Consider the following 20,762-nt stretch of genomic DNA (forward strand, 5'->3'; position numbering starts at 1 on the left):
GAGATCACCGGATCATCGACTAAAACACAGTTGATGCGGTGCCGCAATACACCGTTACAGCTGCAACGAGAGCGGCCTGAATCCCTTGTGCCAGCAGGCTTGGCGCCCGATGGGAGCGCCAGGCCTGCTGGGTGCTCAGCCGCAGCGGACCGAGGTGATCATGTTCTTGGCGTCCACTTCCAGATTGAGCCGTTCGCCGTTGAACTCCATCGTGGTCATCTGGCCGGGTCTGAGCACACGCACCGCCTTGGCACCGGCGTCGTTGCGGGCTTGTTCGCTCACGGTTTCGGTCAAGGGCTGGCCCACCAGCGATTGCACCTGGGTGGCATCGCAGGTGCCGATGGGCGGTGCGTCCGGTGCGGCGGCCGGTGCCGGGGCGGAGGCTTGTTCGGCGGCTTGCTGCGCCTTGGCGGAGACGGCTTCCTGCTCGTCCGGTTGCGGCTTGTTACAGGCGCTGAGTGCGGCCAGCACAACCAGCGTGCAGGCCAGGCGGGCGGTAGGCAGGACAAACCTCATCGATGACTCCAGCACAGGGGGATGGCCCAAGCATAAGCACAAACGCCGCCGCAGGCATTGCTTGCGCACGCTGCGTTGCCATGACGTTGACGCGGCCTAGTCCGGCCCGGCCCAACAATCGGCGCCAGCCTTCCGATGTGTGCGCCATGAAAGCCAACCGTGTTATTCGCAATGCCGCCGTCGCTGCCAGCACCGCGGGCAAGCTGGCCACCGTCGCCACCACTGCGGTGGCCGCCACCGCCGCCGTCACCACCGCTGCTGCGGTGGCCCAGGCCAAGGCCACCGCGCGTGCGGCCGGCCTGATCTATGTCAACGACCAGCAGCCCGGGATCAGCCGCCGCAAGGCTGGCAAAAACTTCAGCTACCGGGACGCGGACGGGCAGCGGGTGACCGATGCCGACACCTTGCAGCGGATCCGCGCGCTGGCCATTCCGCCGGCGTATACCGAGGTGTGGATCTGCGCCAAGCCCAACGGCCATCTGCAGGCCACCGGCCGCGATGCACGCCGGCGCAAGCAGTACCGCTACCACGCCGATTGGGCGCAGGTGCGGGGCGAAGGCAAGTTCGAGCGTGTGATCGCCTTCGGCGAAGCACTGCCGAAGTTGCGCCGCCGGCTGCGCCGCGATCTGCTGCTGCCGGGCTTCCCGCGTGAAAAAGTACTGGCCATCGTGGTGGCGTTGCTGGCTGACACGCTGGTGCGTGTGGGCAATGCCGAATACTCGCGCAGCAATCGCTCCTACGGGCTGACCACGCTGCGCAACCGGCACATGGAATTTCTGAAAGGCGGCCGCGCGCGGCTCAAGTTCCGCGGTAAGAGTGGCCAAGAACATGAGATCGAAGTCGACGACAAGCACCTGGTCAAACTGATCCGCGAATGCCAGCAGCTGCCGGGGCAGTCGCTGTTTCAGTACAAGGATGATGACGGCCAGCTGCAGCCGGTGGATTCGGGCGAGGTCAACGACTATCTGCGCGAGGCGATGGGCGAGGACTTCACCGCAAAGGACTTCCGCACCTGGGGCGGCACGCTGGCGGCGTTGCAGCGCCTGGCGCGGCTGCCCGTGCCCGAGCGCAGCAGCGAGCGGGCACTCAAGCAGGTGCAGAACGATGTCATTCGCGAGGTGGCCGATGCACTGGGCAACACGCCGTCGGTCTGCCGCAAGGCCTACATCGACCCTTGCGTGTTCGAAGGCTGGCGCGCTGGCGAGTTGCAGACCCTGGCCACCGGTGTGCGCGGCGAACGGCAATGGGAAGCGGCCACGCTGCGGTTCTTGAGCGCCTCGCGCGCCAAGGTGCGCAAGGTGGTGAAAGCGGCGAAGTCCTCGGCCACATCGGTCAAGCCAGCCAAGCGTGCGAGCAAGTGTGCCATCAAGCGGCCGACCACCACGAAGGCTGGAGCACGCAAGGCAGCGTGATGCGGCGCGTGTCCTGGCGTGGTGCCGAGGCGATGGCGGTGTGCATTGCTTCGGGTGCCTTGTGCGTTTGTCGCGCGACCTGTTGTGCGCGCGGTGCGTGACCGGATTGCGCGAATCAGCAGGCGTACGAACGGCGCTGCAGGCGGTAGGTAGTCGCCGGCGGCAGGTTGCGATACGTGCGCCCGATTTTGACGGCCTCCAGATCGAGCTGGTCGAGAATGCAGTCGGGCACCGAGCACTTCAATCCGTAGGTAAACAGATACATGCGGCCATCATCCTTGAGATGCAGGAAGGCACCGCGCACGATCGCCGCCACCTGGTGCATGGGCATGGTCAGCAAGCCCAGGCCGCAGATCACCGCATCCACGCGCCCGCCGTCGATGCGCGGCAGTGCTTCCAGGCCGGTCACATCCATCTGCAGCAGGTTGGCACGGGGAAACCGCTGTTTGAGCAATGCGGAAAACGCCGCGTTGTACTCCAGCAGCACCAGATTGTTTTCCTGCACACCCCTGTCGAGCATCGCTTCGGTGAACACACCGGTGCCGGGGCCGAGTTCGAGCACCCGCTCGGTGGTATGCGAGAGCTCGGAGGTGATCACCGCGGCCAGCGCGCGCCCGGATGGAAGGATCGCCGCAACCGATGCGGGCGCAGTGATCCATTCGCGAAAAAATGAAGTCCTGTACGAACGCGCCATCAATCCTCACACCGGTTGCAGAGTCTGGCTCAGGCACCTGCCGCCTACCTTGTGGATGCAGTGTGCCAGCACGCCGCGCAAGGCATCCACGCAAGGATGAGTCCGCCGGCAGTCTGTCGCGGGCGGTGGGATGTTTTCAACCGTTTGTGGCTGGGCGGGTGTTCGCGGTGGTGCGTGCGTTCAGTGCGCGCGCGATGTCTTTGTGGAGTAGCAACGTCGCGAAATGCATCCGCGCATTGGTCACGGCGCTGCACTGTGCGCGGTTGCTGACAGGGCTTCAGAGCGAGCGGCAACGGGCACTGCGGGGCGATGCGAACGCTCGGTCATGCAAGGATGTGCAGTGTGGATGGCAGCAGAAGACAGCTGCTGCCAACTAGACGACAGCTCAGCCGGCGACGTCGCACGGTCGCATGTGCATGTGCGTAGGCATTGTGTGGCGTTGCATACCGGCGCGATGCGTTAGCGACCGGCAACGGTCGGGACCATCGGAAAGGGTCGGGTGGCTGCCGGAGACACCGGGAAGAGCCAAGCGGCTGCCACAACGGCTCGCAGCCAGACCTTGCTCATGTTGGGCGACACGCCGTCTTGCGCGCATGCGGATGCCACTGCTTGCCGATGCCGCAGCCCAGCCTTGCTGGCGCTGCGCCAATTTTCGCCTGTCGGATCGAGTGGCACAGCGTTGCTGTGCGCGACGGTCGTTTGGAGAGCACTTCAACGTATCGGCATCAGGCGAACTGCAGGGCCGCAACCTGCTCGCATCGGCGTGGCTTCAACGCAATTCGGACCGATGCGCCATGCGTATGGTCCGCGCGTTGTGCCGCATGGCTTTATCCAATGCCATCGGCGCCCAGCAGACGTATGCGAATGCGCCGCGCTGGCGAGACGCCAGGCGGCGATGGCGCGCCGAAGCGCGTGCGGGCCTGCTCAGCCGCAATAGATGGCGGTGATGTTGTCGTTCGGGCCGGTCTCGATGGTGAGGTGATCGCCACCGGTTTCGCTTGCGCCTTGGGCCGGGTCGGCCAGGCCACTGGCGGTGGTGCCGCCGGTGCTGCGCTCGCCGCGGCGCACGCTGACCTGCAGGCTGTCGCTGTCCACGCGGGCGCGTTCCACGGTCTGCGCCGCGGCGGCCAGACCAACGGCACCGCGCACCTTATCGGTATGGCACTGGCCGGAGATCACGCCATCAATCGGCTGCACCTGCGCAACCTGGTTGGTGCTGCACGCCGACAGCAGCAGGACGGCGGCAAGCGGGGCGAGGGTGCGGACCATGGCGATCTCCAGCGGGAAGAATGGCCGCAAGCGTGAAGGCCGCGCTGTGGGGATCGGATGAAGACGCCGGTGCTTGCGACGCGTGTGGCGAAGCGTTGAGCGGATGTCGCGCGCTGGTTGGGGCATCGGGTTCGCATGTGCTGCTGTCACAGCCAGTTGGAGGAGCGTGCCGCGATCAGTAGTCAGCGGTCAGCACGATCAAGCCTCCTTTGCAACGCGGACGGACGCATATACGTTGCCGCTGTCCGCTCCAGTTGGTGCGAGGCGGCCATCAGCTATCAGCAGCCAGCGTCACGAAGGCCCTACCGTACTGCAACAGATGCCTACGCTATGTGCTGCGCAGCGGGCAATGACGCAACGCGCGCTGCGATCTAGGCGGCTCAGAGCCAGGCCGGCTGGCCACTGCCAGCAACCAGTCGATTACTTCGAACAGTGGACGACTCCACTCCAAATCTTCCGTCTAGTCGATCAATGTGGCGGCGCCTAGTCTTTCCCCACCGGAGCAGACCGCTCCACCGACACCCCAAGGGGAACCGACATGAACGCACAACTGGCCTCCTTCCACGCCGATACTCCGTCGCAGGGCGCGCCGACCGTGCCGTCCACCGCCCGGCCGCGCCCGGTGGTGTTCCGTACCAGTGGCACCCGCCGCGGCCCGATCACCCGGCTCATGAGCCCGGGCGACCTGGGCCAGCTGGTCAAGCCGTTCGTGTTCCTGGACCTGTTCACCGTCAAGCCGACCGTTGGCGGGGCGCCGATGGGCATGCATCCGCATTCGGGTATCGCCACGCTGACCTACCTGATGGAGGGCGAGGTGGGCTACGAAGACAGCACCGGCAAGCACGGCACCCTGCCCAGCGGCGGAGTGGAGTGGATGCGCGCCGGCAACGGTGTCTGGCACGACGGCATGCCGGTGGGCGGCGCGTCGGCGGTGGGTTTCCAGCTCTGGGTGGCGCTGCCGGCCGCCGAGGAGAACGCCCCGGCGCAAAGCCTGTATCTGTCGTCCGAGCAGGTGCCCAGCGTGGGCCCGGCGCGGGTGTTGCTGGGGCGCTATGGCCAGGCGCAGAGCCTGATCCCGGCACCGGCCGACATGACCTACCTCAGCGTGCAGCTGGCCGACGGCGAGCGTTGGCGCTACGTGCCGCCGGCCGGCCACGACGTGGCCTGGATCGCGGTGCACGGCGGGCAGCTGGAAGCGGCCGAGACCATCGCCAGCGGGCACATGGCGGTGTTCAAGGACGGCGAGCAGGCGATCGAGGTGACTGCGGTTGGCCCGACCACCTTCGTGCTCGGCTCGGCGGTCAAGCATCCGCACGATCTGGTGATGGGCCATTACTCGGTGCACACCAACGCGGCCAGCCTGGCCCAGGGCGAAGCGGAGATCCGCCGCATCGGCGCGCAGCTGCGCAGCCAGGGGCGCCTGGGTTGAGCAACGCGATCGGCGGCATGCGTGCCGCCGATCACTGCGCTGCACCCAGGACGGAGCAGCGCAACGCGCTGATGCCATTGCCCGCAGGAATTGCGCCACGCCACGCATCTCAGCCGTGCGCTGCAGTGCAGATGCGTCTTCGCACGATGTAGCCACGGCCTGACGCGCTGCAGCTTGCGCTGTTCTCCGCTTTCAACAGGGCGCTGTGACCACCACGCGTGTGCACAGCGCTCCATGACTCACCGCCAGACCACCGCAGCAACGCCTTCGGGCGTTGCCGCACCCCGCGCATCACTTTCCATCACTTCCATCAGAGACATCACCATGAAACTGCTCCATCTCGATTCCAGCATCCTGGGCGACTATTCCGCCAGCCGCCAACTCACCGCCAGCATCGTCGCCAAGTTGCAGGCCGCCGATCCGGCGCTGCAGTACACCTACCGCGACCTGGCGGCTAACCCGATCGGCCACCTGTCCGGCGCACATCTGGCGGCCGCGCAAAACCCCACCGGCGACCAGACGCCGGAGCTGGCCAACGACCTGGCGCTAGGCGCGCAGGTGCTGCAGGAATTCCTGGATGCCGACACGGTGGTGATCGGCGTGGCGCTGTACAACTTCACCATCTCCACCCAGCTCAAGGCATGGATCGACCGCGTGCTGGTGGCCGGCAAGACCTTCCGCTACACCGCCGAAGGCGCGCTCGAAGGGCTGGCCGGCAACAAGCGGGTGATCCTGGCGGTGGCGCGCGGTGGCCGCTATGGCGAAGGCTCGCCGACGGCGGCACTGGAGCATGCGGAAACCTACATGCGCGCCGCGCTGGGATTCGTTGGTCTGCATCAACCGGAAGTGGTGGTTGCCGAAGGCCTGGCCCTGGGCCCGGAGGCACGCGCCGCCGGCATGGCCGCTGCGCAGGCGCAGATCAACGCCTTGCCGGTGTGATCCGGTGCGGGCGGTTGCATGCCGCTCGCAGCAACCGGTTGGCGCGGTGAGGTATCGCTGCGCCGACGTGATCTTCAAGCAGACACATCGAGCGATTGCATCGCTCGATGTGTGTTGTGGAAAGCGGTACAGACACCACTTGCGTACGCCTTGGCGCAGCGATCAACACGATTGCGCAGCCGCCAGGCGGGCGTGGCTGGCGCTTGGAATCTGCAAGTACCCGTACACCCAGGTTCCCTGCGCGCGTCTGACGGTTGCGCGCTACGTTTTGTTAGCTGCACTTAGTCGCAAAACGCGCGCAGGAAATCATCGATCATCTACTCAACCAATGCCCGCGCACCGCGCTACATCGCATTCAAGCGCGCGCTGACCGCCTCGATAAACGCCGTCACCGCGCGCGGCTGATGCCGCCGGCTGGGATACAGCGCATGCACGCCCTGGCCATTGCGCTGGAAATCCGGCAACACCGTGACCAGGCGGCCTTCGGCCACATCCGGCCAGGTCAGTGCCTGCGGCAACAAGGCGATTCCCAGCCCGGCCACGGCCGCCAAGCGTAGCGCGCGCGCTGTATTTGCGGCAAAACGGGTGGGCACCTGCACTGTCTCGGCAAGCCCGGACGGACCTACCAGCGTCCAGCTGACGTGCCCGCTGGGATGCGGAATGCCCAGGCAATCGTGCTGCGGCAGCTCATCCAGGCGCAGCGGCCTGCCACGTGCCTGCAGATAACCTGGGCTCGCCACCAGCACATCGCGGTTGTCGGCCAGGATCGGCCGCCCCACGTAACTGGAGTCGGCCAGGATGCCGGCGCGAAATGCCACGTCGATGCGCTCGGCAATCAGATCCGCGCGCGCATCGCTGAGCAAGAATTCCAGGCGCACGCGCGGATGCGCGGCCAGGAAGTCGGCCACCCATTCGACCCGAAAGAAATCCAGGAAATCCGCCGGCGCTGCCACCCGCACCAGGCCAGCGACCTCCTCGCCACCGGCCATCAGCGATTGCCCGGCATCGGTCAGCCCGTCCACCGCATCGGCGCAACGTTCGTAAAACGCCTGCCCAGCATCGGTCAGGGTGAGCTTGCGGGTGGAGCGCTGCATCAGCCGCGTATCCAGCTGCGCTTCGAGCTGCTGCACGCGCCGGCTCACGCTATTGGGCGCGGTGCCCAGCCGGCGCGCGGCCTCGGCAAAACTGCCGCTACGCACGACCTGCACATACAGCGCAATGTCATTGAGGTCGATCACGGCAGGCACACCTTTGTCGGTCTGCGGTGAGTTTAAGCGCGCCGGGGATCAGGTGTTGTGCGTCGGACGGCAGGCGCTGATCAGGCCCGACGCGTCCCTGCATGGATGCGGTTGAACCGGTGTGCAGGCAAGCAAACAGCCAATTACGCGTAAGTGCCAACGTCGAGCACGGAGCGCGCAATGCCGAGTAGGAGCGCATTTGCGCGCGATGAAGCCTTCTCGGGAACGCCCCCTCGCGCGCAAGCGCGCTCCTACAAAAGCCACGGGCCATCGTCCCTGACAGCCCGCATGACAACGGCTCAGTCGAGCGTCTCCAGCAGATCCACCTGCCGGCTGCTCAGCAGCGGCACGATGCGTTCGACCACCAGGCTGCGGTAGTGCGTGCTGCTGCGGTGCGCTTCGATGGCAGCGCTGTCGCGGTAGCGTTCGATCAGCACGATGCACTCCAGTGCTTGCGGTGCATGCAGCACCTCGTATCCGAGGCAGCCGGGTTCCTGCAGCGACTGCCGCTGCAGCTCTGGCAGCAGCGCCAGCACTATGGCGCGCGCGCTGGCAGGCACGCTCCAGCGCGCCACCACCACGATGGGGCGGGCCGGCGCGCTCATGCCTGCACCTGCAGTGCGGCCACCAGTGCGTGCGCAAGCGGGCCGGCAGAGGCGGGGTTCTGGCCGGTGATCAGCTTGCCGTCCACCACTACATGCGGCTGCCAGTCTGCGCCGGCGGCGTACAGCGCGCCTTCCGCGCGCAAAGCGGATTCAAGGTCGAACGGCACATCGGCGCGCGCGTAGCCGTCCTCCTCGGCGGTGGAAAAACCGGTGACGCGGCGGCCCTGGACCAACGCGGTGCCATCGTCCAGCGTGATGCCCAGCAGCGCGGACGGGCCGTGGCAGACGGCGGCGACCAGCATGTCGGCTTCCCACGCCTGCTTGATCAACGCCTGCACATCGCAGTTCCCGCTGACGTCCACCATCGGGCCCAGCCCGCCAGGCACGAACACCGCGTCGTAATTGCGCACGTCCACTTCGGACAACTTGCGGCTATGCGCCATGCGGCCGAAGGCCTTGCTGTGGCGAAACGCCAGCTGCGCCGCATCAGACGCGTCGTAGCCATCCTCCGGTGCCGCGCCACCGGCAGGCGAGGCGAATTCGATCGCGATGCCAGCCTGCTCCAGCACCTCGACCGGGTGCGCCACTTCCGGGAAGAAGTAGCCGGTGGGGCGCTGATGGGGACCGATCTGGCCGGCGTTTGTCAGTACGAACAAGACATGCTTGATGTGCATTGCGCTCTCCTTGAGGGTGGTTGAGTCCGGCAGCAGCCGGTGGAGAGACGATAGAAGGCGTGCAGTGCTGGCAGTAGACAGCGAGCGGCTGACAGATTGTAAAATTCAATAAGACAAATGCACTTGAGGCTGCCATGGCTCTGCTGGACGAACTGCGCGCCATGGCGATCTTCGCCACGGTGGTCCGCTGTGGCAGTTTCGCCGCGGCCGCGCGCGAACTTGCGCTGACCCGCGCAGTGGTCAGCCATCACGTGGGCGCGTTGGAAGCGCGCCTGGGCGTGCCGTTGGCGTACCGCAGTACGCGCAGCTTCAGCCTGACCCCGGCGGGCGAGGCGTTTCGCGTGCATTGCGAGCGCTTGCTCGACGAAGCCTCGGACGGCTTGCGCGGCATGGAGCTGTTGCGCGCCGAACCGCAGGGCGAAGTGCGGCTCACCTGCTCGCACCATTTCGGCAACAAACGCATCCTGCCCGCGCTGCTGGCCTTTCGCCGCCGCTACCCGGCGATCCGCCTGCACATCGCGATGGGCGATGCCAACGTGGATCTGGTGCAGCAGGGCGTGGATCTGGCGGTGCGTGCCGGCCCGCTGCCGGATTCCACGCTGTACGCGCGGCCATTGGTGCGTGAAGCCACCTTGCTGTGCGCGTCACCGGCGTATGTAAAGCGCTACGGCATGCCCACCACGGCCGCCGCGCTCAAGGAACACCGCTGGGTGATCTATCCGCCCAGCCAGCGGCAGACGCAGATCCAGATCGATGGCGAACGCATCGACATCCCGGTGCAGGGCGACATCGTCACCGACAGCGCGGTGTCGCGGCTGGCCTTCGTGCTTGCCGGCGAAGGCATCGCGCGCCTGCCCGGCTACGACGCCGTCGCCCCGCTGGCCGCAGGCGAACTGGTGCAGGTGCTGCCGCAGGCACAGACCGCACCGCTGGAGATCTACCTGGTGCATTCGAAAAAGATCGGCCCCAGCGCCCGATTGCTGCGCGACTTTCTGCTGGAGGTGGCGCGCGAGGGTGGCTGGTAGTGGCTAGCGGAAAAAACGCCGTGCGCCAAGGAGCCCGCTAGCGGGCGTGCATGTCCCACAGCTGCATGAGTTGCGTAATGGCCGCATCCATCGCCTTGAAGGTTTTGCCGTCCCTGGCGAGCGTGGATAGCCCGAGCATGAAGCTGTCGAACACGCACGTCAGCGCGGCCGCGTCGAGACCCGCTGCTAGGCTTCCATTGGCGATGGCGCGGTCCACGCACGCGCGGATGCCGGCGCGTGTGTGCGCACGCGAGCGCGTCAGCGGGGCAGAGAGCGCGGAGAACTCCGGCGACGGCGTGCTCATGACGCCAAGCGTCACCATGCAGCCCTTGGGATGGCCGCGTTCGCACTGCATCCTGGCCGAACGGCGCAGCGCAAGCTCCACGGCCTGCTTTGGCTCAAGCGAGGTGTCCCAAAATTGAACGGTGGCAGGGAACATCCGCCGACAGCGCGGTGGTGAAGCGCTGACCTGATGACCATTTGCACGCGGGCAACGCAGCAAGCCCGCAGTGGATGTAGCAAATAGTGCCTTCCAGTTAGAGAGCCTTTGCAAAACAGGCAGGCATCGAACCCGTGGTTTCTTTCGCGCGCGCACGCTGCAGGGCATCTTTGACTCGCGCGTGACTTGTACTCGCCCATCCAGCCGTATTGGCCGAGGCTAGCGGAACTTAAGACCGTAGCAGTCGTTTTGCACTGCCACTGAGCAGTCGTTGCGCCACTCACGCCCGCAGGCTCGCGCACAGCAACGCCGGTCGACCTTGCTGTCACCTCCTGCCCAAGCCCACCAACGGCACCCTGCCATCCGACCTATTGACTACACCTGTCGTCAGGCCTAGCGTAGCGACAACTGTAGTCAGGGAGTCGGACATGCGCGGCAAGACCATCGGGGACCAGGAACTGGCCCTGCTGCAACACATCGAAGAACAACGGCACGCCAGCGTCGGCGAAGTGGCGGCTGCGTTCGGTGAGCCGCGCGGGCTGGCGCGCTCCACCGTGCTGACCATGATGGAGCGCCTGCGCGCCAAGGGCTTCCTGCGCCGCAAACAGGCCGGTGGCATGTACCGCTACAGCGCCACCGCCGGCCAGGACGACGTGGTGCGCGGTGCGGTGGGGCAGTTCGTGGAGAAGACCTTGCAGGGCTCGGTCTCGCCTTTCGTGGCGTGGATGTCGCAGCGCGCCGAGGTCAGCGATACCGAACTGGCCGAACTCGAAGCCCTGGTTGCCAAGCTGCAATCGCAGCGCAAGGAGGATTGAGCCATGTCGCCTCTGATCGAATCGCTGTTATGGAAACTCGGCGCCACCAGCGTGCAGACCGCGGTGCTGACACTGGCGGTGTGGGGGCTGTGTCGCGGGGTGAAGCGCTTGCCGGCCGCCACGCAGACCTGGCTGTGGTGGCTGGTGGGCGTGCAGGCCGTGGTGGGCCTGTTGTGGAGCAGCCCGGTGCAACTGCCGGTACTGCCGGCGCACACATTCGCGTCCGCGCTTGGCGGCGCCGACACGCTGGTGCCGGTTGCGACGGCCGCCGCAGCGGCATCGACAGCGGCCAACGCCAGCGCGACGGCGCACGCCATGGATGCCACGGTCTGGTCGTCGTGGGCGGTGTGGTTGTTTGCGGTGTGGGCGGCAGGCGTGCTGGTGATCGCGGCCGGCACGCTGCGCGCGTATTGGCGCAGCCGTGCCTTGGTGCGTGCGGCGCAGCCGTGCACCGACAAGGCCTTGGTGCAGTCGCTGCAGATGGCGGCCGAGGCGCATGGCTTGTCGCGCCCACCCGCGTTGCGGCTGTCTTCGCAGATCGATTCGCCGCAGTTGATCGGCCCGTGGCAGCCGGTGTTGCTGCTCCCGGCCAGGCGCTTGCCGCAGATGGCCGACGACGATCTTGATATGGCGCTGACCCACGAATTGATCCACCTGCGCCGCCGCGATCTGTGGCTGGGATTGCTACCGTCGCTGGCCCAGCACCTGTTCTTCTTTCACCCGCTGGTGCATCTGGCCGCCCGCGAGTACGCCATCGCCCGCGAGGCCGCCTGCGATGCGGCCGTGGTCGCCGGGCATCGCCATTGCCGTCACGACTATGGGCGCCTGCTGCTGCAGTTCGGGGTGTCGCCACGTCCGCTCGGTGGCGTGGCCAGTGCCTCGCCGTCGTTCCTCAGCTTGAAGCGCAGGCTGGTGATGCTGCAGGACACCAGCGCCTTTCCGCGGCTGGCCGCGGCGCTGATCCTGGCGACGGTGGCCGTGGCCGGAGTGATGCCGCTGCGCCTGGTCGCAATGCCGGCGCCGGTAACTTCCACCAGCATGCGGCCCATCGTGGTGAGTGCCCCGGCAGCGCGTGCACAGGGCAGCAGCGCTGCGGACGCCGCCGCACCGATGAGCGCACTGCCTGCACCGGCGCTGCCTGCTGCACCAGCCGCCCCGGCTTCGCACGGTGTCATCGCCGATGTGCTGGGCGCCGAGTCGCTCCCTGGCGCAGATGTGGATGCTACGCAGAACGGCTGGGATGAGCTGGATCGCGTCAGCCGCGAGGCCGCCGCCACGGCCCTGCGTGACGCGCAGGACGCCATGCACGCGCTGGGTACCGACAATAGCGACCTTGAACGTCGGCAGGAACAGATGCAGGACGCGCAGGACGCACTGCAGGAAGCGCGCGAACAGCTGGCGTCATTAGGCCCGGAATTGGCGCAGGCCAAACAGGACGCGCAACAGCAGGCGCGCGAAGCCGAGCAACAGATCCGCGAGATGGCGCAGCAGCATCGCCAGGCGCAATACGCGTATGCCGCTGCGGTGCGCCAAGCGGCCGCGCTGTCCCGGCAGCAGGCCGAGATGGGCAAACAGGCCGCACGTCAGGCCCGCATTGAGGCTGCGCGCGGGCAGCAGCAAGCGGCGCAAGCGCAACGGGAGGCGGCGCAAGCACAGGCAGATGCCGAACAAGCGCAAGCAGAGGCCGAACAGGCGCAAAACAACTAGGAGCCATCAACGACACGACGGCGCTCACGTCAGGCCGGCGCGTCCGGTGCCCGGAGCCGGCATGGACCACGCGCAGGCTCCGGCTCTGGGCGAAGCCGCTTCTCAGCGCGCCAGCTACACCGGTCGACGGCGCTCGCACCGTCTTGCCTGCCGCTGCAGCTACCGAACAGAGAAAGCCAATCGCAGCGGATTCGCTGCAGACCGCAGGTCGCGTCGGCAACCGTCTCTAGCGGCCACGCCTGTGCAACGCGTGGCGGACAGCCCCCGATCCGCTCCCGGCCGTGCACGGCCGGCAGAGCTGCGGGAGCGGTAAGCACTGCCTGACACCAGGCACCTGCCGGCGTCGTGCGATGGCAGCGCGCCAGGCAGCACCTGCATGACACGGGCCCGCCACAGCCCGGCACTTCCCGCGTGACGACGCTGCGCAGCGTCGGCAACGCCGTGGCCGCGTGATCGCTGTTTCCTCCCCCGCCGGTGCTTTACGCAGGCGGCACCTACCGAGCTGTGACCTTCGTGGAGATCTCCCATGATCCAGACCGCTTCCCCATTGCTGTGCCTACGCACCGCGTTGCTGCTGGCCATCGCCGCACTCGCCGGCCCCTCGCTGATCGCAACCGTATCCGCATCTGAACCCTCATCTGCATCGCATCCGCTTGCGTTGGCTGTGGTGCCGGCAGCGCCCGCCATACCGGTGCCGCCAGCATCTGCGGCGTCTCCTATCGCGCCAGCAGCCATCGCGCCAACAGTGCCTTTGGCACCTGTCGCACCCACCGGGCCCAGTGCAGCAGCCCCGGCAACACCGCGTGCCAGCGCAAACGCAGCGTGCGGCAAAACCGCCGCAATCACCCAGGACGAGGGCGATGCCTATGTGTTGGTGCACGGCGAGCAGCAGGTCATGCATGGCTCACGCAGCGATCTGCAGACCGCACGTGCCTACGCCGGTAATGGCCAGCGCGTGTTGTGGTTCCGCGCCGATGGCGTGCAATACCTGGTGCGTGATCCGGCGCTGATGCATCGGCTGAGCGCGGCACACGTCCGCAGCCGGCAACTGGCCGACGCCCAGGCCACCTTGGCGGCGCGTCAGCAGGAAGTGGGCGAGCGCCAGGCCGCACTGGCCGCGCAGCTCTCTGCGCAGACCGAGCCGCGCGCGCTTCAGGCCTCGACACGCATGCCCCCGGCCGCTGCGTCCGCATCCTCGCAGCAGGGCGCAATGCCCGACGCGCTGCAGGCGTTGGTAAAGGAGCAGCGTGCATTGGCCGACAGGCAGGCCGCGTTGGCGACCAAGCAGGCCGGTGCCTCCAAGCTCGCCACACGCGAAGCGCTAAAGGTGCTGCGCGAGGCATTGGCCCGTGGTCTGGTCACACGGGTTTCCGGTTAGAGCAGCTAATAAAAAAACTGCGCTCACCGCCAGGCGGGCGCGGTCGGTGCTCGGAATCGGCATGTACCCCTCGCACACGCCGGTTCTGAGCGCGCCGCCCACACCCGCCTGACGACCGCTCGCTACGTTGTGTCAGCCGCGCCTGGTCGCACCGTCTCGCCATCGTGCGTGGGCAAGCCGGACGCGCTGGTGCCGGTCTGCTCGCCGATACTGTGCAACAGGCGCAGACGGCGAGCGGACAATGACGTACCGGGTGGTGGTGTTGGGGGGCTTCGGGCATTTCGGCGCACGCATCGTGCGGGCGCTGGCGGCAACGGCGCAACTGCAGGTGATCGCGGCGGGACGGCATCCCGGCGATGTGGCGGCCCGGTGGCCGGATGTGGCGCCCGGTCGCATCGCGTGCTGTCGCCTGGATATCGACGCAAGCGATTTTGCCGCGCAATTGGCGGCCACTGCCGCCGATGCGGTAGTGCATACCGCAGGCCCGTTCCAGGGCCAGGATTACGCCGTGGCGCACACCTGCCTGCAGGCCGGCATGCACTACATCGACCTGGCCGACGGCCGCGCGTTCGTTCGCGATTTCCCCGCGGCAATGGATGCAGTGGCAAGGCAAGCGCAGCGTGTGGCCATCAGTGGCGCCAGCACCTTGCCCGCGCTGTCGAGTGCCGTCATCGATGCCTTGCTGCCGCGTTTTTCGGCGTTGCATGGCATCCGCATGGTGATCGCGCCCGCGCAAGGCACACCGCTTGGCCTGGCCACCGTGCGTGCGGTGTTGTCGTACTGCGGCACGCCGTTCGACTGGTGGCACGACGGCCGCTGGCAAACGGTGGTGGGCTGGGCCAGACCCACGCCCGTGCAGTTCGCGCAGCTCGCGCCGCGGCTTGCGTCGCCATGCGATGTGCCCGATCACGATCTGCTGCCGCTGCGCTATCCCGGCGTGCAGAGCGTGCAGTTTCGCGCAGCGTTGGAGGTGCCATTCCTGCAGCGCTGCCTGGCCGTTGTCGCCTGGCTGCGTCATCACGGTGTGCCATTGCCGATGGCGCGCCTGGCCGAGGTGTTTGCACGTGTGGCACGCTGGTTTGATCGCTTCGGCACCGACCTGGGTGGCATGCGCGTGGAGCTGCGTGGCACAAGCCATCCCCGGACCGGCGATCCCCGGCCGCTGCAACTGCAGTGGGACCTCACCGCCCCGATGCTGCACGGCCCGGAAATCCCGTGTTTCGCCGCGATCCTGCTGGTACGCAAACTTGCCGAAGGGCAGGCGTTACCGATCGGCGCGCATGCCTGCATGGGCTTGTTGACCCTGGCCGAATTCGAGCAGGAGTTTGCAGCGTGGCAGATGGAGACCGAGGTGTCGGACGTGCGTGTCTGAGGACACGCTGTGCACGAGCGCTGCAGACGCACGAATCACCACTGTGCGCAACACCTAGCACCAGTAGGTCACAACCAACGTGCAAGCGAGTAGAGCCCCTCTCCCCACGGGAGCGGGGTGAGGGTAGGGCCGCTAAAGATCTCAACGTCCTCCATCAACCACGCGCAACGTTGTTGCCATCACATGCAGCATGTAACGCGCTGCAGACGACTGTACAAACGAAATAGTATGGTTTGGCGCTATTGCAGATGCGCCGGCGATTGCGAATGGGCGAGGGTACGTACCCTCACCCCAACCCCTCTCCCGAGGAGAGAGGGGCTTTAGGGCGCTGCGCGTCCATACACACGGCCAATGATCAGCTTGCAGCGCCGCAGCAGGTGTCGTTACACGCACAACAGATGGCCATACGCACTCAACTTCACACCTCGCGGAGCGTACGAAACGCATACATGTCGTTGAACGTGCAGAAGTGGAAACGCGGCACAGTGATCGGGCCGGCGGCAGCCAGGCGCTTCAGCCACACGCCCACCGCAGCGTGGTAGTCCGCCTGTTCGTCGGCATCGAGCGTTTCGCACAGATAGGCCAGCGAGATGTGGAACCGGTAGTGGCTGTAGTCCGGGCGCTGCAGCAGCGTCAGCGCCATCAGGCCCTTGCGCGCCGTCTCCAGCCGCTGCGCGGTGGCCGCATCGGCAGGCAGCAACGGAATCAGCAGATTGTCGTTGCTGCCGGTCATGGCCGCGGTGGGGTCGACCACAAACCGGCACGCCCCCAGCGGCGTGGTGTTGCGCTGCTGCAACCGCGACAGGAAGCTGGCGTTGATGTCGGCCAGCGCAGCATCGCGCGCCAGATCGCTCGGCCACGGCCCGTGCGCGCGGTCGGTTTCATTGACCCCGCCCAGCAAGGTCACGTGATAGCTGCTGGGCGGCAGCACGGCGAGCTTGTTGGCAAAGCCGTGCTCGGGCAGCTCGCGGTAGATGTCCAGCACCCGGTCGAAGCTGGCGTAGCCATCGCCCTGCTGCTCGAGATGGCCGACAAACGTGTTGCCGGCAAACGGCATCGGCCGCCTGGAGCGCAGGAACTTGCGGCCCACATCCGCAGGCGGCGCTGCACCGGCAAGCGAGGGTAGTGCGGTTGCCAGCAACGAGGCGCCGGCGGCGCCGGTGAGCAGGCGACGGCGGCTGAAGGTGGTATCCAGACATGACGACATGCTTAGCTCCTCAAAGTTTGACGTTGACGCCGACCATCACGGTGGGGGCCATCTTCCAGGCCGATTGCACATACTCCTGATCGCGGCCGATGCGGTATTGGTAGCCCTGGCCAGCCAGGTTGAGCACGTCCAGGCTCAGCGACACTGCCGGGGACACGTCCCAGCCCAGTTTCAGATCGATGCGGTCCAGCGGTTGCTGGTAACGGTTGCGATAGAACTCCTGCAGGCTGCTGTAATTGGGAAAGCGGTCATCCCACAGCTCGCCGGTGCGGCTCCAGGCCAGCGTGGCGCGCAGCGGCCCACGGGCGTAATTCAGGGTCAGATTCCACAACTGTTTGGGCTGCTGCGGCAGCACGTCCAGGGTGGTGCGGGTGCCATCGCCGAGCACCACCGGGTAGTCCACGTCCAGGAACGTGACATTGGCGGTCACCGACAAGCCGGCCAGCACGGGCAGCCACGGCCCCAGCTCCTTGATGGCCCCCAGCTCGGCGCCGCGCAGGCGTACCGGTCGGTCCACATTGCGCGGCTGGGTGACCAGCACCTGCTCGCCGTCGATGCTGTCCATCTGGCCGTAGCGGAAGATTTCATCGTCGATGGTCTTGTGGAACAGCGCGATCGACAGCAGGCTGCCGCCGTCGTCAAAGCTCCAGTCGTGGCCAAGGTCCAGGTTCTGCGAGCGGCGCGGCTGCAGGTCCGGGTTGCCCTGGTTGAGCGTGGGCGGTGTGCTGCCCAGCGTGAGCACGCCGCCGTTCAAGGCCATCTGGTCCAGGCGCGGGCGCCCGATCGAGCGCGAGACGCCAACGCGCAGCGTGCCGTTGGCGCTGGTCTGTAGTTGCCCGCTGAGCGAAGGCAACCAGTTGCGGTAGGTGCGCACCGCGCTGACCGGTGTCCAGGTGGTTCCGCTGAGCTGCTGGCCGGCGCTGGCAAAGCGTGTCTGTTCCAGACGGATGCCGCCAGCCAGCAGCCAGCGCTCGCCGCGCCATTGCGCCTGGGCAAAGCCGGCGCGCACCTGTTCGTCGACCCCATAGCTGCCGCTGTTCTGCGCGGTGGTGTCCACCACCCCGCGCGCCTGGCCGGCCAGGGCATCCCAGCGTGCATCGGCCAATGCCGGCTCGATGGTCATCATCTCCCTGTTGCAGCCCAGGGCGCAGGTCGGGCGGCCCAGCACGTCGGCCAATGTGTCAGGCAGCCCGTTCCAGGTGGTGCGCTGCACCGTGGTGCGCATATGCGTGCGGACCTGCCGCGCGCCCACGGCCAGCCCCAGCCCGCGGCTGTCCTCGTCCGTGTTGCGCCGCAGCTCCAGCTGCAGGTCGCCGACCCGTTCGGCGTAGCCGGTGCGCTCCTGCTGGTGATAGGCATTGGGGTAGCGCGCCGGGTCGTCGGCCAGGGCCGGGTCCAGGGGCGTGAAAGCGGGCAGCGTGCCGCTCCAGTCGAACCCGTACCCCAGCCGATTTTGCTGGAAGCGGTCCCAGGTCTGCGGGTTGTCCACCGTGGCGCGCGAGGTGCTCGCGCGCAGCGCGGCGCGCCACTGCGCCGGCAATTCGGCCAGCAGCTCGCCGTTGATGCCCGTCAGCGCGCGCTTCCAGCGCAACTGCCCCAGTTCGACGTATTGATTGAGGTTGTCGAGCGTGCCGCTCTGCGCGCCGGTGCGGGTCAGGCGTGCGCTGTTCTGCACCTGGGCGTTCTGGGTATTGCGGTCCGAGGCCTCACGCTGGCGGAAGCTGTAGCCGGACACATGGCCGCTGAGCGGACCCTCCGGCTGCCAGTCCACGCGTGCGGTCAGGCCGCGCCGTTCGCGGGTGTTGGCGTAGTTGTACCAGCGCCGTTCGCCGGGAACCGCAGCGCCGGTGCCCCCGTACGGCACCGGGTCGCGCGTACCGTCGGCGGCGTACCAGTTCAAGCCGCCGCCGTTTTCCTGCTGCGGCACCGAGATCTCGCGCCGCCATTGGCTCGCAGCGCCCAGGAAGGCGAACTGCCCGTCGCGACCGAAGCGCTTGCCCCATTTCAGATCGCCCTCGCCAACCGGCGAGCGGCCGCCGTAGCGGCTGCCCATCAAGTTGGCGCCGCCCTTGGCCGAGAAGGTGAGCAGGCCATCCGGGCGGCCGAAGCCGGTGGCGGTGACCAGGTTGGTAACACCGCCGATCGCGCCGCCATCGTTTTCCGGCAGGAACGACTTCACCACATCGATGCGGTCGACAAAGTTGGCCGGCAGCACATCCATCATCGCCTGGCGGCTGCCGATGTCGTTACTGGCAAAGGCAAAGCCGTCGATCAGCATGCTGTTGTAGTTGCCGTTGAGGCCACGCACCGTCACGTAGCGCGGCTCGCCCTGGTACTCCACGGTGCTGACGCCGGTGACCCGGCGCAGCGCATCGCCCACATTGAAGTCCGCCAGCTGCCCGATGCTGTCGGCGGCGACCGAGTCCACGACGGTGGGCGCGGCCTGTTTGGTGGCGATGGCGCGCGTGTTCTGCGACTGGAACGAGGTGCGCACCTGCACCGCATCCAGGGTCTGCGGCGAGGCATCGGCGGGCGCCTCGGCGGCCTGCGCCGGCGCCTGCATCCAGCCCGCCACGGCCATGCCCAGCGCGAGCGACAATGTGCGACGCTGCGCGATGCAGGCCGGGCCGGGCAGACACAGGAAGCCAGAAGGAGAGCGATGAAACAGACGCATGGCACGATCCGCACTGTCGGGCAGCCCCAACGTGGTGGCCGCAAGCCGATTAAATTAATCTGCTTAATTTAAGCTTATGTGACACCACCGGTTCTTTTGCCTTCCATGTCTTCCTTCTTCGCCCACGCGGCCATTCGTTCGCATTACCGCCGCCGCAGCGATGGCCAGGCCGCCGGTTCCAGCGAGCGCGCGCTGCTGGATCTGATCCGCAGTGCCGGCCAGCTGGCGCGCGCGGATCTGCCGCGCGCCAGCGGGCTCAGCGTCCCCGGCACCAAGGGCATCATCGACCCGCTGGTTGCACACGGCCTGCTCCAGCTCGGCCCGTCGCTGCGGCGCGGCCGCGGCCAACCCAGCGTCGAGCTGAGCCTGGTGCCCGACTATGCATTCAGCGTGGGCGTCTCGTTGATGGTCGATGGCATCGCGGTGGTGCTGATCGACTTCGCCGGGCAGGTGCGCGGCATGCGCCAGCTCACGGCGTTCCCGCTGACGCTGGACCTGGTCGCGGCGCAGTTGCCGGAACTGGTGGAGCAGTTGCTGCAGGCGGCCGGTGTCGACCGGCAGCGGCTGTTCGGGGTGGGCGTCAGCATGACCGGCCCGCGCATCGGCGATGGCACGCGGGTCAATCCGCCGCTCACGCTGGCCGCCGAATGGATGCAGGTCGAGCTGGACCGCTTCATCGCCGAACGCCTGCAGTTGCCGGTTTGGATGGACAACGACGCCCATTGCGCCGCGCTGGCCGAAGCCTTGTACGGGGTCGGCCGCCAGTCGCCGGATCTGGTCTATCTGACCATCGCCGACGGGTTTGCCGCAGGCGTGATCGCCGCTGGCAGCGTGCACCGCGGCGCGCACGGCAACGTGGGCGAACTGGGGCGCATCTCGGCCATCACCGGCAGCGCGCGGCCCACGCTGGAAAGCCTGCGCCAGGCGCTGGTCGCCGATGGGCATGCGCTGCCGGACCTGCACACCATGCTGCAGCACTACGATCCGGCATGGCCGCAGATCGAGGCCTGGCTGGATGCGGTGCAACCCACCGTGACCCTGGCGGTGGCGGCGATCATCGCGTTGATCGACCCGCGCGTCATCGTCTTTGGCGCGCGCCTGCCGGCAGATCTTGCGCAGCGGCTGATCGCCCGCGTCGCCTTCGAGCCGGCGCCACGGCGCGGCGTCGCATCGCCGTATCCGGCATTGCTGGTCGGGCAGGTGCAGGCACACGCCACGGTGCTGGGCGCGGCCATGCTGCCGTTCAAGGAAACGCTGTTCTAGCGCAGGCGATGGAGCAGCCGGCGTAGCGCGCCGGCATTGCGGCGGGGCATCGTTTCGCATCGCGGCGGCATAGTTCGCCTCGGTTGCGCATTGTCATCTGCCAAGC

Annotated in this window: 18 protein-coding genes and 1 other RNA gene; 10 read left to right on the forward strand and 9 right to left on the reverse strand. The window is 67.2% G+C overall.

Features of this window, described 5'->3' with window-relative positions; translation table 11 throughout:
- Nucleotides 1-135 precede the first annotated feature (135 nt).
- The gene (locus tag ACCQ09_RS00175; RefSeq protein WP_050911139.1) at nucleotides 136-516 is read right to left on the reverse strand and encodes an I78 family peptidase inhibitor; all 381 of its coding nucleotides are present in this window, start codon (nucleotides 514-516) and stop codon (nucleotides 136-138) included.
- Between the two features lie 146 nt (nucleotides 517-662).
- Between ACCQ09_RS00175 and ACCQ09_RS00180 the strand changes: the two genes are divergently transcribed.
- Nucleotides 663-1,928, forward strand: a complete 1,266-nt coding sequence (locus ACCQ09_RS00180; RefSeq protein ID WP_016944879.1) for a DNA topoisomerase IB — start codon at nucleotides 663-665, stop codon at nucleotides 1,926-1,928.
- A gap of 115 nt (nucleotides 1,929-2,043) precedes the next feature.
- On the opposite strand, the gene ACCQ09_RS00185 is transcribed toward ACCQ09_RS00180, so the two are convergent.
- Nucleotides 2,044-2,622, reverse strand: a complete 579-nt coding sequence (locus tag ACCQ09_RS00185) for a class I SAM-dependent methyltransferase (protein WP_011035293.1) — start codon at nucleotides 2,620-2,622, stop codon at nucleotides 2,044-2,046.
- 924 nt (nucleotides 2,623-3,546) lie between these two features.
- Nucleotides 3,547-3,891 carry a hypothetical protein gene (locus ACCQ09_RS00190; protein WP_012436881.1) on the reverse strand — a complete coding sequence of 115 codons (345 nt, stop codon included), beginning with the start codon at nucleotides 3,889-3,891 and terminating at the stop codon, nucleotides 3,547-3,549.
- A gap of 538 nt (nucleotides 3,892-4,429) precedes the next feature.
- Between ACCQ09_RS00190 and ACCQ09_RS00195 the strand changes: the two genes are divergently transcribed.
- On the forward strand, nucleotides 4,430-5,320 hold the full coding sequence (locus ACCQ09_RS00195; RefSeq protein WP_052844621.1) for a pirin family protein: 891 nt from the start codon (nucleotides 4,430-4,432) through the stop codon (nucleotides 5,318-5,320).
- A gap of 324 nt (nucleotides 5,321-5,644) precedes the next feature.
- Nucleotides 5,645-6,259, forward strand: a complete 615-nt coding sequence (locus tag ACCQ09_RS00200; RefSeq protein WP_040940273.1) for an FMN-dependent NADH-azoreductase — start codon at nucleotides 5,645-5,647, stop codon at nucleotides 6,257-6,259.
- Nucleotides 6,260-6,603: 344 nt separating this feature from the next.
- On the opposite strand, the gene ACCQ09_RS00205 is transcribed toward ACCQ09_RS00200, so the two are convergent.
- The 3 genes from ACCQ09_RS00205 to ACCQ09_RS00215 form a co-directional block, all read right to left on the reverse strand.
- Complete coding sequence (locus ACCQ09_RS00205) at nucleotides 6,604-7,497, reverse strand: LysR family transcriptional regulator (protein ID WP_164493568.1); 894 nt, start codon at nucleotides 7,495-7,497, stop codon at nucleotides 6,604-6,606.
- A 299-nt stretch (nucleotides 7,498-7,796) separates the two neighbouring features.
- Nucleotides 7,797-8,102 carry an antibiotic biosynthesis monooxygenase family protein gene (locus ACCQ09_RS00210; protein WP_014505974.1) on the reverse strand — a complete coding sequence of 102 codons (306 nt, stop codon included), beginning with the start codon at nucleotides 8,100-8,102 and terminating at the stop codon, nucleotides 7,797-7,799.
- Nucleotides 8,099-8,776, reverse strand: a complete 678-nt coding sequence (locus tag ACCQ09_RS00215; RefSeq protein ID WP_040940275.1) for a type 1 glutamine amidotransferase domain-containing protein — start codon at nucleotides 8,774-8,776, stop codon at nucleotides 8,099-8,101. Before ACCQ09_RS00215 ends, ACCQ09_RS00210 begins: the two co-directional genes overlap by 4 nt.
- A gap of 134 nt (nucleotides 8,777-8,910) precedes the next feature.
- Between ACCQ09_RS00215 and ACCQ09_RS00220 the strand changes: the two genes are divergently transcribed.
- Nucleotides 8,911-9,801, forward strand: coding sequence for a LysR family transcriptional regulator (locus tag ACCQ09_RS00220; RefSeq protein ID WP_228428172.1), 891 nt, complete (start codon nucleotides 8,911-8,913; stop codon nucleotides 9,799-9,801).
- Between the two features lie 37 nt (nucleotides 9,802-9,838).
- On the opposite strand, the gene ACCQ09_RS00225 is transcribed toward ACCQ09_RS00220, so the two are convergent.
- A complete protein-coding gene (locus ACCQ09_RS00225) occupies nucleotides 9,839-10,240 on the reverse strand; it encodes a hypothetical protein (protein ID WP_016944882.1) in 402 nt (133 codons plus the stop codon).
- Between the two features lie 428 nt (nucleotides 10,241-10,668).
- On the opposite strand from ACCQ09_RS00225, the gene ACCQ09_RS00230 reads away from it, so the two are divergent.
- From ACCQ09_RS00230 to ACCQ09_RS00250, 5 genes are all read left to right on the forward strand, one after another.
- Nucleotides 10,669-11,055, forward strand: a complete 387-nt coding sequence (locus ACCQ09_RS00230) for a BlaI/MecI/CopY family transcriptional regulator (protein WP_011035303.1) — start codon at nucleotides 10,669-10,671, stop codon at nucleotides 11,053-11,055.
- Nucleotides 11,056-11,058: 3 nt separating this feature from the next.
- Nucleotides 11,059-12,762, forward strand: coding sequence for a M56 family metallopeptidase (locus ACCQ09_RS00235; RefSeq protein WP_012436884.1), 1,704 nt, complete (start codon nucleotides 11,059-11,061; stop codon nucleotides 12,760-12,762).
- Nucleotides 12,763-13,603: 841 nt separating this feature from the next.
- Entirely contained in the window at nucleotides 13,604-14,140 is a 537-nt protein-coding gene (locus ACCQ09_RS00240; protein ID WP_029217089.1) for a hypothetical protein, read from the forward strand.
- Nucleotides 14,141-14,201: 61 nt separating this feature from the next.
- Nucleotides 14,202-14,278: non-coding RNA, sX9 sRNA (locus ACCQ09_RS00245), on the forward strand.
- 103 nt (nucleotides 14,279-14,381) lie between these two features.
- Complete coding sequence (locus ACCQ09_RS00250; RefSeq protein WP_011035306.1) at nucleotides 14,382-15,512, forward strand: saccharopine dehydrogenase NADP-binding domain-containing protein; 1,131 nt, start codon at nucleotides 14,382-14,384, stop codon at nucleotides 15,510-15,512.
- 418 nt (nucleotides 15,513-15,930) lie between these two features.
- Here ACCQ09_RS00250 and ACCQ09_RS00255 read toward each other — a convergent pair whose 3' ends face one another.
- Both ACCQ09_RS00255 and ACCQ09_RS00260 read right to left on the reverse strand, forming a co-directional pair.
- Nucleotides 15,931-16,719 (reverse strand): DUF1868 domain-containing protein, encoded by a 789-nt coding sequence (locus ACCQ09_RS00255; protein WP_011035307.1) that lies wholly within the window; start codon nucleotides 16,717-16,719, stop codon nucleotides 15,931-15,933.
- Between the two features lie 10 nt (nucleotides 16,720-16,729).
- Complete coding sequence (locus ACCQ09_RS00260) at nucleotides 16,730-19,393, reverse strand: TonB-dependent receptor (RefSeq protein WP_372357255.1); 2,664 nt, start codon at nucleotides 19,391-19,393, stop codon at nucleotides 16,730-16,732.
- A gap of 105 nt (nucleotides 19,394-19,498) precedes the next feature.
- Here ACCQ09_RS00260 and ACCQ09_RS00265 point away from each other — a divergent pair, with 105 nt between their 5' ends.
- Complete coding sequence (locus tag ACCQ09_RS00265) at nucleotides 19,499-20,656, forward strand: ROK family protein (RefSeq protein ID WP_011035309.1); 1,158 nt, start codon at nucleotides 19,499-19,501, stop codon at nucleotides 20,654-20,656.
- Nucleotides 20,657-20,762: the final 106 nt, after the last annotated feature.

Source organism: Xanthomonas sp. NCPPB 2586, assembly GCF_041475775.2.
GTDB classification, from domain to species: domain Bacteria; phylum Pseudomonadota; class Gammaproteobacteria; order Xanthomonadales; family Xanthomonadaceae; genus Xanthomonas; species Xanthomonas campestris.